Below are 13,688 nucleotides of genomic sequence, written 5' to 3' on the forward strand. Positions count from 1 at the left end.
TGGTCGATCAGCTGAATGCCGGGGTGAAGCCCGGCCCGTTGTTGCGCCCGGCGAACCGGATCACGATCTTCTGGACGAGTTTTTGCAGGTCGTTCTCGGTGAGCACCGACCCGGCGACGTTCAGGGAGACGTTCACGATCTGCGTGGAGCCACCGCCGCCGATCGGCACGACCGGGGCGAGCCCTCCCCCGCTGGTGGCCGTCGCCGCGGCGCCGGCCTGCCCTCCGTTGTTCGTCGTCGGTCTCCCGGAGACGCCGGTCGAGAGGTTCACCGCGACCGACGACGCGTCGGTCACCCGCCGCGCCATTGAGGTGGCGGCGTTGACGGCCTGGTCGGCGTGGTCGTCGATACCGACCGCGAGACCCTGCGCGAGGTAGGCGCCGAGCTCGGCCATGACCCGTGACGGCGAGTTGATGCCCATCGCGGCCATGAAGCCGTCGACGATCCCCCTGGCGAAGTCGTTGATCTTGCCCCAGAGCCAGCTGGCCGCACCGGTGATGCCGTTCCAGAGGCCTTCGACGATCCACCGTCCGGCGTCCAGGAGCCAGCGTCCGGCGCCGGAGAAGAAGTCGCCGATCCGGCCCGGCAGTTCGGAGAACCAGCGCTTCACGCCTTCGTAGGAGTTCGTGACGCCGTTGCGGAGGCCGATCAGCATTTCGGCGCCCTTCTGCACGAGCCAGTTCCAGGCGTCGGAGAAGAACTGTTTGATCTTGCCGGGCAGTTCGACGAACCACGTTTTCACGGCTTCGTAGGCGTTGATGATCCCGCGTCCCATGCCGATCAGCAGGTCGCGGCCTTTCTGCACCAGCCAGTTGTGTGCATCCGACAGGAAGCCGAGGATCTTCCCCGGCAATTCCTTGAGGAAACGCACGGTCGCTTCAAAAGCGATTTTTGTTCCGTTTGTGAAAGCCTCCCAAGCGCGAACCGCAGTTCGCGTGAGAAGTCCGGCCAAAAAACCGAGCGCGAATCCGATTTTGCGCGGTAAATCCTTGACCCAATCTATCGTTATCTGAATTCCGCGCTTCGTCGCGTCCACGGCAAAATTCCAGGCCCGAGAAATCAAATTTCCGAGCATCGTTCCGAGCTTGGAGAGGCCGTCGAGGATCTTGCCGGGCGACGCCTTGATCCAATCGATCCAGCCGGAGACCAAGTTGATCACCCAGTCGATGGCCGTGGAGAAGGCGTTCTTCACGGTGTTCCACAGGTCGACGAAGAACGACGCGATCGAGTCCCAGTTGCTGATCAGCAGGTAGATCCCGGCGGCCAGGAGCAAGACCACCACGATGATCCCGGCGATGATCCAGGTGACCGGGTTGGCGGCGAAGCCCCAGAACACCGCGAGCAGCGCCGAAAACGCGACGACGAGGATGACGCCGATGACGACCGCGAGGATCTTCGCCGCGGTCTCGTTCCGCGAGAGCCAGCCGGTCACGTCGGCGACCACCCCGGCGATCTTCGAGAACACCGGCAGCAGCTCGGTGCCCACGGAGATCGCGAGCGCGCCAAGGCCGGACTTCGCCTCGGAGACCTTCTGATTGAACGTGTGCTGGATGTGGCTCCAGCCAAGCACGTGCCCGCCGGCCTCCACCGTCGCGTCCGCCACGGTCTTCACCGAGCGGTTGGTGATATCGGCGTTCTCGCCGGTCAGCATCAACGCGACGTTCAGGCCGGTCGCGTCACCGGTGGCTTTTGCGAGCGCCTGCCCGTAGGACTGCATGACCTGCGCGCCGGTCGTCTGGCCGGTGCCGAGCTGGTGCATGGACGAAGCCAGCGTCGCGAAGGATCGGGCCTGTGACGCCGAGATCGGGTCGAGCGCTTTGGTGTCCTGGATGAACTGTTTCGCCGTGATCGATCCGTTGAGCACGGCCTGGCCGAGCTTCTGTACCTCCGGCGGAAGACCGCGGAGCGCGGTCTGAAGGTTGAGGATCACCCGCGTCGACTCCGGGCCCATCGAGTCCCGGATCCGGTTCGCGATCATCTGGAGCGTGCCGGACAGGCCCCGTTCGCCAAGGCTCCCGGCGAGGTCCTGGCTGTTGATCCCGAGGATCGCGAGTTCCTTTGCCTGCACCGAAGTTGGTGACTGCATGTGCCGGATGACGTCGGTCAAGTTCTGGGCCGACTGTCGGGCGGACATGCCGTGCACGGTCATCGAGGCGAGCGAGCCGAGAATGTCGTCCAGCGACACGTGCGCGGCCGACGCGACCGGCAGCACCGCCGCCATCGCGCCCGTCAGCTCTTGGAAGGTGGACTTACCCACCGACGTCGCCGCGACCAACTTCGAGGTCACCATCGCGGCGTCGTCGGCCTTGAGGTGGTAGTCCACCAGGACCGACGTCACCGCGTCGGCGACCGTGTGCAGCTCCGCGTTCTCCGCTTTCGCGCCCTCGGCGGCCGCGCGCAGCACCTTGAGCCCGTCCGCGCCGTGCTGGCCACCGGAACCGATGGTGTACATGGCTTTCGACAGCTCTTCGGCCGAATACCCGACCGACCCGGCCATGTCGAGAATCCCGCGCCGGACCATCTCCAGGTTGTCCGCGGTTTCACCGGCCGAGGTGACCAGCCGGACGGTCGACGCCTCGAAGTCGCCCGCCATCTTCACAGTCACCGCGGCCGCGCCGACCCCGACCGCGCCGATCGCCAGCGCGGCCTTCTTCAACTGCTCGACCTTCCCGACCGTCGTCGCGGCCGAAGCCGCGGCCGCCGCGTCGATCTTCGCGGCCATCGCCGCCGTCGACGCCGCCGCGCGAGCGTTCGCCGCCTCCATCTGCGTGGTGGCCGCGATCGTCTGCGCCGCCATCCGCTGGTACGCGATCCCGTACGACAGAGCCATTTCATCGGCCTTGGTCGTCATCGCGCCCATCGACAGCAGGAGCTTCTGGTTCTCCCGGATGATCGTGGCCGCCGAGGCGGTGATCTTCGCGGCCATCGACTCCCCGGCCAGGCCGGCGGCCTGGAACTGGGGGAGCAGCTCGGCGGCGTTCGAGCGGAGCCGGATGTAGAGATCAGCGACTTCCTGCGCCACAACCCACCCCCTTCACGTCGTGATCTGATGGGGGTGGAGCGGGTCAGCCGAGGCGCAGCCAGCCGGTCGCGCCATACATTTCGTCGTAGATCCAGCGCGCCGGACCGTTCACGACCCACAGGAACGCCGGTTCGAGGAACGGGTACTTCGCGCCGTTGCGCAGCCCGGTTTCCAGGTACATGCCGTACTTCGACGACGGCGTCTTCGAACGACGCGAGCCGTACGACGGGTACTGCCCGGCCGCGATCCCGACCTTGACCTCCCAGCCGAGACCGGACGGCAGGACCGCCGTCCGGACGATCGAGCGGTACAAGGTGCCGGAGATCTGCGCCGGACCGGTGCCCGGCCACGCCGGGGTTTTGGTGCCGTACGGGTGTTTCCCCACGCTGGCGTTGATCCGCGCCTGCTTCACGATCAGGTCCGCGATCGGCACCAGCGCCGTCCGGGTCCGCAAACCCGTCTCCGCGCTGATCCGCGCGAACGTCGCCGACAGCAGGCCGGGCGCCAACTCACGCTCCATGAGCCGCCCTCTCCCTCTCGTGCTCGGCCATGACCTTGTCGTGCTCGGCCTGCTCGGCGGAAAGCCGGGCCTGCATCAGGTCCCAGCAGTACCGCCGCACGTACTCCGGCGTCGCGTCCAACTCGGGCCAGGACCAGCCCATGTAGCGCATCAGCTCGAAGTCCACGAACTCCGGCGGGGGAGGCCCGGAAGACCACGTGCCCTCATAGATCGCCTCGGCAGGCCAAAGGAGATCTTCGAGGTACGGGCTCCCGGGCTCTACTGAGGGTTTTGGGCGCTCTTCACGTTGTCGGTGATCGCGGAGATCACTTCCAGCGGCAGGCCGGCGGCCGACTCCGGGGTGAGCGGGAACGTCAGCAGCGGCTGGTCGAGCGGGTTGCCCGCCTCGTCGATGCCGTCCACACGGGCGTCGTAGAGACGACCGCCGATGATCAGGCGCGCCATCAAGGCGTTCACCGCGGCGGTGGCCTGCGCCCGGTCGGGGGCGCCGTCCGGGCCGAGCGCGACCGCGTCGGCCTCCAGCTTGGACATGGTCTGCGTCTTCGGGTTCCGGAAGACGACGAAAATGTCCTCGCCGTCCTCGGCGAGCTCGGGGAAGTGGGTGGTGATCACGCGGTTGGCGTATCCGGCCACAAGGGACTCCTCAGGAAAGGTGTTGCAGGACAGGGGAAAGGCGCGGCCGGAACGATGCCCGGCCGCGCGGCGGCGTCAGTAGACGCCGGGGTGGAAGTTCTTCAGGACGACGGCGAGCGAGCCGCCGTCGACGCCGTTGTAGATGCCGCTGATGCTGTACGACGCCTGCACGTAGTTCCCGCCGATATCGCGGCTCGCCTTCTCGAACCCGGTCTTCGACGTCGTGATCGCCAGCGACGTACCGCCCGCCGTGATCGGCTGCGTCAGCGTCGCCGTCGCGGGCAGCTGCACGTTGTTGCGGTACAGGTCGTAGTCCAGCTGGTTCTCGAAGATGGCCTTGTACGAGCCATCCACCGACAACGGGCCCTGGAAGATCTCGCGCGGGCCCTGCGTGCCGTCGCTCGACTGGATCGGGTCGACCGACCGCTTGATCGTGTAGTCCAACGACAGGCCGCGCGTCGACGCCGAACCGGCGTTCGCCATCGCCCACTGCCAGCCCAGCAGCGGAGGCTGCCCGTTGAAGGCCGGGGCGAACGTCGCCTGGCTCGTCGCGGGCATCGACGTGAGCTTGACCGACATGGTGACGGCGTTCTTCGGGTCGATCTTCAACCCGAAATCCGAGAGCGTCGCGTACGTGTAGCCCTGCGGATTCCCGGTCGTGTCGTCGAGGGTGATCGCGTACGAACGCCGTGGCACGAAAGGGTTCTGCTTGAACGTGTGCGTCGTCTGGCCGACGACGGCCGCGTTGATCAGGTGGCTCTTGCTGAGCCCGCCTACCGGCGTCACGATCGGGATCTCGTACGGGCCTGTGCCGGTCGCTGCCCCGGTGACCGCGTACTCGATGTTCTGCCCGGTGTCGAGCATGATCGTCGACCCTGCGGGAATCGACACCGCGGTCTGGATCGACGTCGCGCCAGCCGCGGCCGCGGCCGCCAGCGTCGTCGAGACACCGGGCGTGACGACGTCCGGCCCGACGATCCCGGCCAGGAACAGCCCGACGAGATCGGGGTAGGCCATGACGTCCAGCGACCATGTGGCGTGCACCGGCCCCTGATACATGCCCTGGAGTTCCGAGTCGTTGTACCGGTAGGACTCGTCCTTAATGGACCCGATCACGTCGTCGAAGTCCGCCTTGGTGAACGGAATCGAGTACGACGGGACGACGTACGTACCGGGCGTCACTTCGGGAGCGATGCCCAGTTTGGTGAGCCTGGACAGCTGGGTCATCGGCTACTCCTTCACGGTCGATTCGTCCTCGTCGCCGGACGTCGGGGCCTCGGCGACGGAGGACTTCTTGCGCGCGGCCGCGGACACCCGGCTCGGGGTCTGCTTGCCGGGCGGCGGGGTGGTGGGCTGGGGGAGCGTCGCCGGGTCGGCCGGTGTGTTCGGCACGGGCACGACCTCGGGCGGCGGGTCGAGCGGCGTGAGCCCGGTGATCGGGTCCGGCCAGTCGATGGTCTCGCCGGGGCCGACCTCGGCCGGGACGCCTGGCACCGTGACCGGCCACAGGGTGTTGTTGATCTGTCGCACGCGAAACTCCAAGCAGGACAAGGGAAACGGGGTCAGATGAACGCCTCGTCCTGCGCCTGCCACATCACGTCAGCGCGGAGCAGGCCGTCGACGGCGGTGTTCTCGACCGGCATGTAGTGCACGGTGATCTCCGTGCGCGCGGGCGCTTCGGCGACGGCGAGGAACCGCCCGCCGTGGGTGTGGTCGCCGAGCAGGCCGCGGACCCGCTCGACGACCAGGCCGATCGCGTCATCGAGCGCGTCTTGCTCGAGCTCCGCAATATTCGCGGTGACCGTGGTGGTGCCGAGCGGCCAGTAGATCGCCGCCCGGAACGAGTACGTGGCCAGCTTCCGCTGGTTCGCCCACCGGTCATCGGTGTAGTTGCCGGGCAGCAGGTACAGGCCGGCGGCCCGTGTCGGCGGGGTCCGGGGCATCCGTGCCTGCACCACCTTGAACGGGCCGCCGTCGGCCTGGAGAAGCGCGGGCAGCCCGTCACCGGAGGAGGTCAGCCACGCCGCTTCGCGTTTGATGGCGTCGCTGATGCCCGGCACGGCTAATCGCCGTCCGCCGCCGGGGCGTCGAGCGCGGCCCGCACGAAGGAGTCCTTGGCGGACAGCAGGGAGCCGAGGCCGCGCGTCAGCATCGGACAGTCGGGCAGGTGGTCGATCATGTCCTGCGCGAGGTCGTGCACGGCCTTGCTCACCGCCCGGAGCCGGTTGGGCAGGTGCTCGTACTCGAAGTACCTGGCGATATCGACGACGGCCGCGTGGCGGCCTTCCAGTCTTTCCATGTTCACCTCACGAAGTCAGGGGAGCGGCCCTGAGCAGGGCCGTCAGGTCTTGCGACCACGGCGCTTCTTGTGCCGGGTCTTCTTCGGTGGCTTCCACACGCGGTGGTGCGGAACGCGACGGCGGACGACGATCCGGGTACGGCGCATCCGGTGTTTGATGACCACACGGGTCCGTTTCCGGTAGGAGCGCGCCGAGATCAGCCGGTACTGCTGGGCGTGGTGGCTGCCCCGCTTCACCCGTCTCGTGCCGTGACGTTTCCCGGCGTGCGACACCGCACCGTGCCGCGCCGGACGCCGACGCCTGGTCGCGGTGCCGTCGTGGCGGCCGCGAGCGTTTCGTGATCGGGCGCGCGCGTTCGGGTCGCGCGGTCGCTTCGGCTTCGCACCGGCCGTGCGCCGCTTCCTCTCCCAGTACGCCTTGAGCGCGGCCGAGATCTTCGCCTTCGTCTCCGCCGACAGCGGATGACCCTTGTGCGACTTGCCTTTCCGCGCGCGGTTCCGCTGCCGCGCGGCCTCCGCGAGCTTCGCCCGGCCCGCCGGGGTCAGGTGGTACGTCCTGGCCATCGGATCAGTCGCCGCGCTGGTACGGGCTCAGCCACGACACCGCCAGCGCCTCCAACGCATCCGGGTCATGCCCATGCGTCGTTTGCAGCGGCGCCAGCTCCCGGCACGCGATCGCGGCCGCCATGTACTTGCACGCCCGCCGCAGGTCAGACGGCACGGTCGTGTACCCGCCGGAGTACCGCACCGTCGCGTACGACCCGATCGGCAGCCACGTCCCGAGTCGGAACCACACGTGCCCGGTGTCGACGTCCGGCCCCTCGAACCCGCCGCCCACGAGATCCTGCCCGCCGCCGTAGGAGCGGGTGACCGCGATCGACAGGTCCGAATAGGACCAGAACTCCGGGTAGTGCGGCGCACACTGGTGCAACCAGATGTGCCGCACCTGATCCGATCCCGAGTTCAGCGACGTCGCCCACGACCGGCCCAACTGCCCGGCCAGATCCAGCGGGATCCCTGCCGACCCCGAAAACTCGTCCGGGTCCACACCCGCGAGCCGGTGCGTCTCGACGAGCCCGGTGAACGGCGCCAGCCGGCGACCGACCTCGGTTTCGCACGCGCGAGTCGCCTCGGCGAGCATGTCCGTGATCGCCGCGGGGGAGAACCCGTGCACCAGGTCCGCGAACGCGCCTTCCTGTAGCTGCTCTGCTGTGCAGAGCGGTGTTGGTGCATCTTCGCTGGCCACAGGAACCCCCTTCCCAGCCCGCTAGGCCAAATGAGTGAATGTGGTGTTGGGGGGTTAATTCGGAGGGGCCTCGCCCCAATAACAGAAGGAGCAGGTGACGACGGGTCGCCTGCTTTTTTTTGTGCCCAGAAAGGCCGACCATGATCAAAGTCCCTGTCGTGAGACTCTGGTTTACGCAGGTCAGGTGGCTCGCATGACACCTCTCGAATGGGCAGAGGTGGCCGCTGTCGGTGCCTTCGTTGGCGTCGTCGTCGCAGCCGGAGTGGCTGCGATCGTTCGGCGCGAGAAGCTGCTCAGGCTTTTCGTGATCGCGGGCGTTCTGCTGCTCGGCGTGCTGGCCGTCTCCCAGGGAAACCCGGACGTCGTTCGTGAGCTCCGGGGCTGGTTCCCGTGAGCGCGCTAGTCGGTCGAGGCGGGTCGCCTGCTGCCACGTCCGCGAGCCTTCGGTGCCACCACAGGCTCGGCCTCGGGTTCGGAGAGTTCCGGCGTGCTGGCCTCCTCACGGGCAGCGAGTCCGGCGAGATCCGCCTCCGGCTCGACGTCCGGCGTCACCGCGGCGGCGGCCTTCTCGGCGGCGACCTGCGCGGCGAGCGCTTCGAGGTCGACCAGGCCGGTGGTCACCGGCTCCGGCTCGTCGACGGGCTCGGCCTCGTGGAAACCGCCGTCCGGGATCTCCAGCAGGTCGGCGGCGTGCTCGGGGGCGACGTCGACGACCGCGCCGTCCTCGCCCCACGTGTGGCCGTACGAGTCACTGCCCGCACGGTCCTTTCGGATCAAAACCATGACCGTCCAATCACGACAGAAGAGGGGTATGGGGGAGCGGGGCGCGGCTGCCACAGTGGACGGCCGCGCCCCGGATGCCGCGTCAGAGCTGGGTGTTGACCCGGTTGATCACGCCGAGGTACTTCGGCGCGCGCAGCGCCAGCGTCGTGTCGGCGACGATCGCGTACGGCAGGGTGTCGGGGCTGTCCGTCGTCGGGAAGACGTCCAGCGGTTCCAGCTCCCGCACGTACGGGCGGTACAGGTTCTCGCGGTCGCGCGACACGAGGTAGATCGACTCGTTGCCGGTGGCGGGCGGGAACCGGTTCACGTTGCCGCCGACGTACACCGGGGACGGCTGCGCCGGAGCGGTGGCGCCGGCCTTCGGGATCAGCGTGGCGCCGTTGTCCACGATGGACGTGGCCATGATCGGCGTCTTGCCGTCCGCCGCGAACCCGACGACGGCGTCCACGACGCCGAGCAGGGTTTCGGTTCCCGGGCTGGTGGAGCGGTACACCTTGTAGAGGAGCGGCTGCGCGCCCTCCAGGCCGCCCGGCACCGCGAAGGACAGCGTGACCGTGTTCGTGGCGCCGGTGAGCGCCGCGGTGGTGACCGCCGCCGACGCGGCGATCTCGCCCTGGCGCTCCATGACCGCGGAGATGCGGTAGTTGTAGGTGCCCGCCGCCAGCGTGCCGCCGGTCGACGCGCTCGCCTGCGTGACCGTGCCCATCGTGTACGTCCGCGTCGACAGGAACGAGGACTTCACGATCGGGATGCCCCGGTAGGACGGCACGATCAGACCGGCCGCGACCTCGATGGGGCCCTCGAACCGCTGCTGAGCCTGGAGCAGCTGCGACATGCGGGACTGCGCCGTGTTGCTCATGACGAACATCCACTGCGAGTCGAACACGCTCATCGCGGCGTTGGTCTCGACCATGTCCGCGAGCTCGTCGAGGTGCGCGAGCGACAGCGACGCGCCGCCCTTGTCCTGGGCGTTCTGCTCGGCACCGGAGAAGTTGCCGACCAGGGAGTCCAGGCCGTCGAACTGCGGGTAGGCGCCGTTCACGGTCGCGGCCGCGTTGCCCCACAGGACCGAGGTCTCCATGTCCCAGTAGAGACCCTGGATCGAACCCTCGATCTCTCGGGCGCGCAGGTCGCCGATCACCTGGCGGGTGACCGCCTGGGCGTAGCCAGTGACGCCACCGACCGTCTGGAGGTGGGTCATCTGGAACGCGTACTGCTCGTAGGTGCTGGCGGTCAGCGGTCGCGCGCCGCCGTCCTGCACGTGGCCGCCGCGAGGATTCCGGGTGCGGCGGTTGAAGTAGTAGACGTCCGAGTCCCACCGACCGCTGGGGATCGAGCGGACCAGCGGCGAGTAGCGACGCTGGTACTCCAGCAGCTGCGGGTCGATGATTTTCGGGATGAGCGCGCCGACACCGGCCGCGCCAAGGGCTTCCTTCAATTCGTTGCCGTTCACGGCGATGGTCCTTTTCTCAGGCATGAAGAAGCCCGCCACAGGGGCGTGGCGGGCTTGGGGGATGGGCGACCATCACTGCCGGACGGCACCAGCCGGGGCTGGCGGTCAAGACGAGGGGATGAAGCCGAGACAGAGGGAGCGGTTACTGCGGCTGCCGGTAGATCGAGCGGGCGCCCATGATCGTCTGCTCGGTGGAGGGGCGCAGGTACTTCGCGCGCTCCTCCTCGGTGTAGGTGTGCAGCGGCTTCTGCGGCCACTCCGCCGGGAGGCCGTAGTCGGCGCCGACGAAGTTCGCGGCACCTGCGGCAGCCGCGCTTTCCGTGGCGCCCGGCACCAGCCCCTTCCGGGTGGGCAATCCGCCGGCTGCGGCGTGGCCCTGCAAAGCGGCGGTGATGCCGTCCTGCACCAGGCGGGCGATGCGCTGTTCGTCGGTCTCCTGCGCGGCCACCGGGGCGGCCGGGGTCGCAGGCGCCGCCGGGGGAGCGGTCTCGGTCGCGGCCGCCGGAGCTTCGGGTGCCGCTTCGGTGGCCGGTGCCGCCGCTGCTTCGGCGGGCTTCGCGCCGCCGATCCGGGCCAGCAGGGCATCGAACTGGTCGCCGGTCAGGGTGATGCTGGGCGCGGCCGCCGCCTGGGTGTCGGCCGCCGGGGTCGTGGGCTCCGTCATCGCGGGCTCCTCTCCTGGTGTGTCGGCGACGGCCACCGGGGCGGTCACCGTCTCGTCGTGGATGTCGGCCGCGGGCGCAGCCGGTTCGGGGTCGGGGGTGGTCTGCTCGGCCTCGATCACTGCGGGGTCCTCGGTGGCCGCTTCGGTCGGCTCCCCGCCGCCCCCGCCACCGTTGAGGTCCGGGTCGATCGCCAGGAGCGCGGAGATCGCGCCATCCATCGCGGCCTTCCCGATCGCGGGCAGCTGGTCGGCTTCGAGGTACCAGGACGACACGCACACGCAGATCGGGCCGTTCGTCAGCTCGACCTTGAACGCGCCAGAGTCGTCGTCAAACATCTCCAGCACGCTGGACTCGTTCACCGCGCGGACCGGACCGGCCAGCACTCCGGCCGTCGCGGTCAGGCCATGGGTTTCCAGAGCCCGCGCGATCCGCTGCCGGGCCCGCTTGAGCTGCGGCGGGGTGTACTCGGCGGTGACCGACTCCTGGGTGAACGCGTACCAGGCGTTCACCGTCTCGGCGGCCGTGCCGAGCGGATACCGCTGGCCTCGGCCGGTGTAGCCGTTGTCGGCGTAGGTGACGCGCGGCTGCTCGGCGGCCGCGGGTTCGGACGCTGGGGTCACGGGGCTTTCCTCCTTGATCGGGGTGGTGTCCACCAGCGCTTCCTGCACGGACTCGTGGATGACGGTGCGGCCAGCGGACTCGGTGGCGCCGGCCTCGGCCGGTTCGGTGCGCTGCACGGCGTCGACGCGCGCACCCGGCACGCCGGGGCTCTTCGTGAAGTCCAAGCCGTCCAGCTCCAGGTCGTCGCCGACCTCGACGGGCCCGCCGTCCGGCCCGGACTCGGTGCGGACCGGGCCGAGCCAGAACCCTCGGATCGAGACGCCGCGCAGGAACTGGCGTCCCTCGGCGTCCGGCTCGATGAGGTTGAGAATGTCGCGGGCGGTGCCCGTGGTGGCCATCTCGGCGACGAAGTGCACGGCGCCGGTCTTGTCCATCGACAGCTCGACCAGGCGCCCCACGATCTCCGTGGAATCGTCCTCCGCGTCGTGGTGGGTCAGCATCGTCAGCGGCATCCCGTCCGGATCCGACAGGCGCTCCTGCGCCCGCGCGACCATCCGCGCGATCAGCTCCCGCGTGTACAGCCTGCGGTTCCGGGACACCCCCGGCTTGATCGCGACACCGGTCGCGATGGCGAGCGTGCTAGCGGCCACGGCGGGCACCTCCTCCTCGAGCTGGGGGCGTCGCTGCCCGGATCGGCGCGGCGGCCGCGGGGAAGACCTCGCGCAGCTTTACCCGGACCTCCGGGGAGTCGAGCGCGAGCAGAAGCAGCTCCATGAATTCCTCGACGTCGGCGTCGGCGAGGACGTCGTCCCCGTCGTCGGTAGGCCGGGGACGGGGACGCATCCGACCCGGCCGTCGCGGGGAAGACGAGGACTGGACCGGGGACGGGGAACGCGCCGGGGACGACCGGGGAGCCGGGGAATAAGAGGGGGACATGCAGGTCACCGGCCATAAAGGGCGACAGCGACACCTTGCAGGTTGGGGGTGGTGCCGCCGACGGTGAAGACCAGTCGTCCCCGCTCGGGGAGCACCAGCGGCTTGGTCGCGTGGTGCAGTCCCCCCGCCGCCTGCGCCGTCCCCGCAGCGGTCAACTGGGGGGCGGCGAGCCCGGCGGGGAACCACTTGTCCCCGGCACCCTTGATCTCTAGGGACACGTCCAACGTCGGGGCGTCCCCGGCGACCGAGTCGACGGAAACCGACAGCCAGAGGTCGGTGAACTCGCGGAGGCTGAACTCCTTCGAGGTGGTCGTCGCGGTGAGCGTCGAGCTGATGCCGGACGAGGCCCGCGACCAGACAAGGCGCCCATGGGGCAGGTAGTTCATCGAGACCCTCCGAGCAGGTAGGGGAAGACGTCGAGCGTCAGCGGCGACGTGGGAATCAGGACGCACCGGCAGTACGGGTGCAGCGGTGGCGTCGGGGCGCCACCGATCGGATGCGGACTGGCGGACTCGGCGTCCATGCAGTGCCCGCACACCAGCGCGCCGCCCACCGTCACGAAGTCCACGTACCGGGCACCGTGCTCCCGGTAGAGGGAGAGGCCGGCGTGCGCGAACTCGGCGCCCATCGCGACGTCCATGCCGACCGTGAGCGCGCGCAGCTCGTCGTCGTCGAGCAGGTCCCACACGGAGCGGACCATCTCGTCGTAGTCGGCGCCGTCGTCGGCGAGCCGGGCCAGGACTGCGGCTACGTCGCCAGCGGCCGCGCGGATCAACGCGGTGATCACCGCGGCGGCGAGAGCCGGATCTCCGGGGTGGTCGGTGTAGGCATCGGCGAACACGGCGGCGACGTCGACCGGGCCGTGCCCGGCTTGGTGCGCAGCGAGCGCGAGCGCACCCGCGTAGCCCTCGGCCCAAGCCGCGCGGAGGGCATCGGTGACGAGCGTCGCGAGCGCCACGAACTTCGGATCGTGCCGATCCCGGACGATCCCGGACAGCAGTAGGAGCGCGGCCGCGGCCGCCTCGGCACGATGCCGATCCCGGGTCTCGGGGTCGGTCGCCTCGGACGCCAGGGCGAGCCGACGTCGGAACGTCGCCACCGATCCAGCGACGTCCGCTGTAACGGTGAGTGACGTCCATGCGGCGGCGGCGAGACGTGTCCGCTCGTCGACGAGCGCGTCCCGCCGCGCGTACACCTCGGCCCAGATGCCTTCCAGTTCGCCGAGCCGGACGGTCGCCTCCAGTACCCCTGGCTCCGTGTCGTGCTCGCACGCGAGCGCCACGGCGGCCGCGCACCCGGCCCGTACCTGGTCGGTGAATGGGCCGTTCGTGGCAGCCCACCCGGAGACGTACGCGAGCCGGGCGGCATTGGCGAACTCGGACACGGACACCTCCCCGGGGACGTCGTCGATCGGGGACGCGGCTCCCCGCGCCGGGGACCTCAAGCCGCCAGCGCCCTCGTTGTCCGGTCGTGCGGGGACGGCGAGTGAAGAGGGGAGTGAAGAGGGGAGTAAACGGGGAACGGGTGGGCCCGAGGGGTGCGCGGGGACGTGGCGGGGACTCGCCAAGCG

Annotated in this window: 17 protein-coding genes; 1 reads left to right on the forward strand and 16 read right to left on the reverse strand. The window is 69.3% G+C overall.

The annotated features are described in order from the left end of the window. Positions 1–7: 7 nt before the first annotated feature. From DMC64_RS41650 to DMC64_RS41690, 10 genes are all read right to left on the reverse strand, one after another. Positions 8–3,022, reverse strand: a complete 3,015-nt coding sequence (locus tag DMC64_RS41650; RefSeq protein ID WP_125738040.1) for a phage tail tape measure protein — start codon at positions 3,020–3,022, stop codon at positions 8–10. Between the two features lie 43 nt (positions 3,023–3,065). Further along, a complete protein-coding gene (locus DMC64_RS41655) occupies positions 3,066–3,542 on the reverse strand; it encodes a hypothetical protein (protein WP_040133635.1) in 477 nt (158 codons plus the stop codon). After that, positions 3,532–3,708 carry a hypothetical protein gene (locus DMC64_RS42850; protein WP_158634324.1) on the reverse strand — a complete coding sequence of 59 codons (177 nt, stop codon included), beginning with the start codon at positions 3,706–3,708 and terminating at the stop codon, positions 3,532–3,534. Before DMC64_RS42850 ends, DMC64_RS41655 begins: the two co-directional genes overlap by 11 nt. Before the next feature lie 92 nt (positions 3,709–3,800). Beyond that, positions 3,801–4,175 carry a hypothetical protein gene (locus tag DMC64_RS41660; RefSeq protein WP_125738042.1) on the reverse strand — a complete coding sequence of 125 codons (375 nt, stop codon included), beginning with the start codon at positions 4,173–4,175 and terminating at the stop codon, positions 3,801–3,803. Between the two features lie 75 nt (positions 4,176–4,250). After that, positions 4,251–5,402: a phage tail tube protein gene (locus tag DMC64_RS41665; RefSeq protein ID WP_040133637.1), complete on the reverse strand. Its 1,152-nt coding sequence runs from the start codon at positions 5,400–5,402 to the stop codon at positions 4,251–4,253. Between the two features lie 3 nt (positions 5,403–5,405). After that, the gene (locus DMC64_RS41670; RefSeq protein ID WP_125738044.1) at positions 5,406–5,705 is read right to left on the reverse strand and encodes a hypothetical protein; all 300 of its coding nucleotides are present in this window, start codon (positions 5,703–5,705) and stop codon (positions 5,406–5,408) included. A gap of 32 nt (positions 5,706–5,737) precedes the next feature. Beyond that, positions 5,738–6,235 carry a hypothetical protein gene (locus DMC64_RS41675; RefSeq protein WP_125738046.1) on the reverse strand — a complete coding sequence of 166 codons (498 nt, stop codon included), beginning with the start codon at positions 6,233–6,235 and terminating at the stop codon, positions 5,738–5,740. Positions 6,236–6,237: 2 nt separating this feature from the next. After that, positions 6,238–6,474: a hypothetical protein gene (locus DMC64_RS41680; RefSeq protein ID WP_125738047.1), complete on the reverse strand. Its 237-nt coding sequence runs from the start codon at positions 6,472–6,474 to the stop codon at positions 6,238–6,240. A gap of 42 nt (positions 6,475–6,516) precedes the next feature. Then, positions 6,517–7,038 carry an NUMOD3 domain-containing DNA-binding protein gene (locus DMC64_RS41685; RefSeq protein WP_125738049.1) on the reverse strand — a complete coding sequence of 174 codons (522 nt, stop codon included), beginning with the start codon at positions 7,036–7,038 and terminating at the stop codon, positions 6,517–6,519. Positions 7,039–7,042: 4 nt separating this feature from the next. Further along, positions 7,043–7,720, reverse strand: a complete 678-nt coding sequence (locus tag DMC64_RS41690) for a hypothetical protein (protein ID WP_125738051.1) — start codon at positions 7,718–7,720, stop codon at positions 7,043–7,045. A 193-nt stretch (positions 7,721–7,913) separates the two neighbouring features. Between DMC64_RS41690 and DMC64_RS41695 the strand changes: the two genes are divergently transcribed. Further along, the gene (locus tag DMC64_RS41695; RefSeq protein ID WP_125685098.1) at positions 7,914–8,114 is read left to right on the forward strand and encodes a hypothetical protein; all 201 of its coding nucleotides are present in this window, start codon (positions 7,914–7,916) and stop codon (positions 8,112–8,114) included. A gap of 5 nt (positions 8,115–8,119) precedes the next feature. Here DMC64_RS41695 and DMC64_RS41700 read toward each other — a convergent pair whose 3' ends face one another. The 6 genes from DMC64_RS41700 to DMC64_RS41725 form a co-directional block, all read right to left on the reverse strand. Next, positions 8,120–8,503, reverse strand: coding sequence for a hypothetical protein (locus DMC64_RS41700; protein ID WP_125738052.1), 384 nt, complete (start codon positions 8,501–8,503; stop codon positions 8,120–8,122). Positions 8,504–8,585: 82 nt separating this feature from the next. Further along, positions 8,586–9,956, reverse strand: a complete 1,371-nt coding sequence (locus DMC64_RS41705; RefSeq protein ID WP_125738054.1) for a hypothetical protein — start codon at positions 9,954–9,956, stop codon at positions 8,586–8,588. Between the two features lie 142 nt (positions 9,957–10,098). Then, entirely contained in the window at positions 10,099–11,832 is a 1,734-nt protein-coding gene (locus DMC64_RS41710; RefSeq protein ID WP_125738056.1) for a hypothetical protein, read from the reverse strand. Continuing rightward, a complete protein-coding gene (locus tag DMC64_RS41715; RefSeq protein WP_125738058.1) occupies positions 11,822–12,025 on the reverse strand; it encodes a hypothetical protein in 204 nt (67 codons plus the stop codon). Before DMC64_RS41715 ends, DMC64_RS41710 begins: the two co-directional genes overlap by 11 nt. A gap of 98 nt (positions 12,026–12,123) precedes the next feature. After that, positions 12,124–12,504 (reverse strand): hypothetical protein, encoded by a 381-nt coding sequence (locus DMC64_RS41720; protein ID WP_040133646.1) that lies wholly within the window; start codon positions 12,502–12,504, stop codon positions 12,124–12,126. Beyond that, positions 12,501–13,502, reverse strand: a complete 1,002-nt coding sequence (locus DMC64_RS41725) for a hypothetical protein (protein ID WP_125738060.1) — start codon at positions 13,500–13,502, stop codon at positions 12,501–12,503. The genes DMC64_RS41720 and DMC64_RS41725 overlap by 4 nt, the downstream gene beginning before the upstream one ends. Between the last annotated feature and the right edge of the window lie 186 nt (positions 13,503–13,688).

The organism is Amycolatopsis sp. WAC 04197, assembly GCF_003947475.1.
GTDB classification, from domain to species: domain Bacteria; phylum Actinomycetota; class Actinomycetes; order Mycobacteriales; family Pseudonocardiaceae; genus Amycolatopsis; species Amycolatopsis japonica.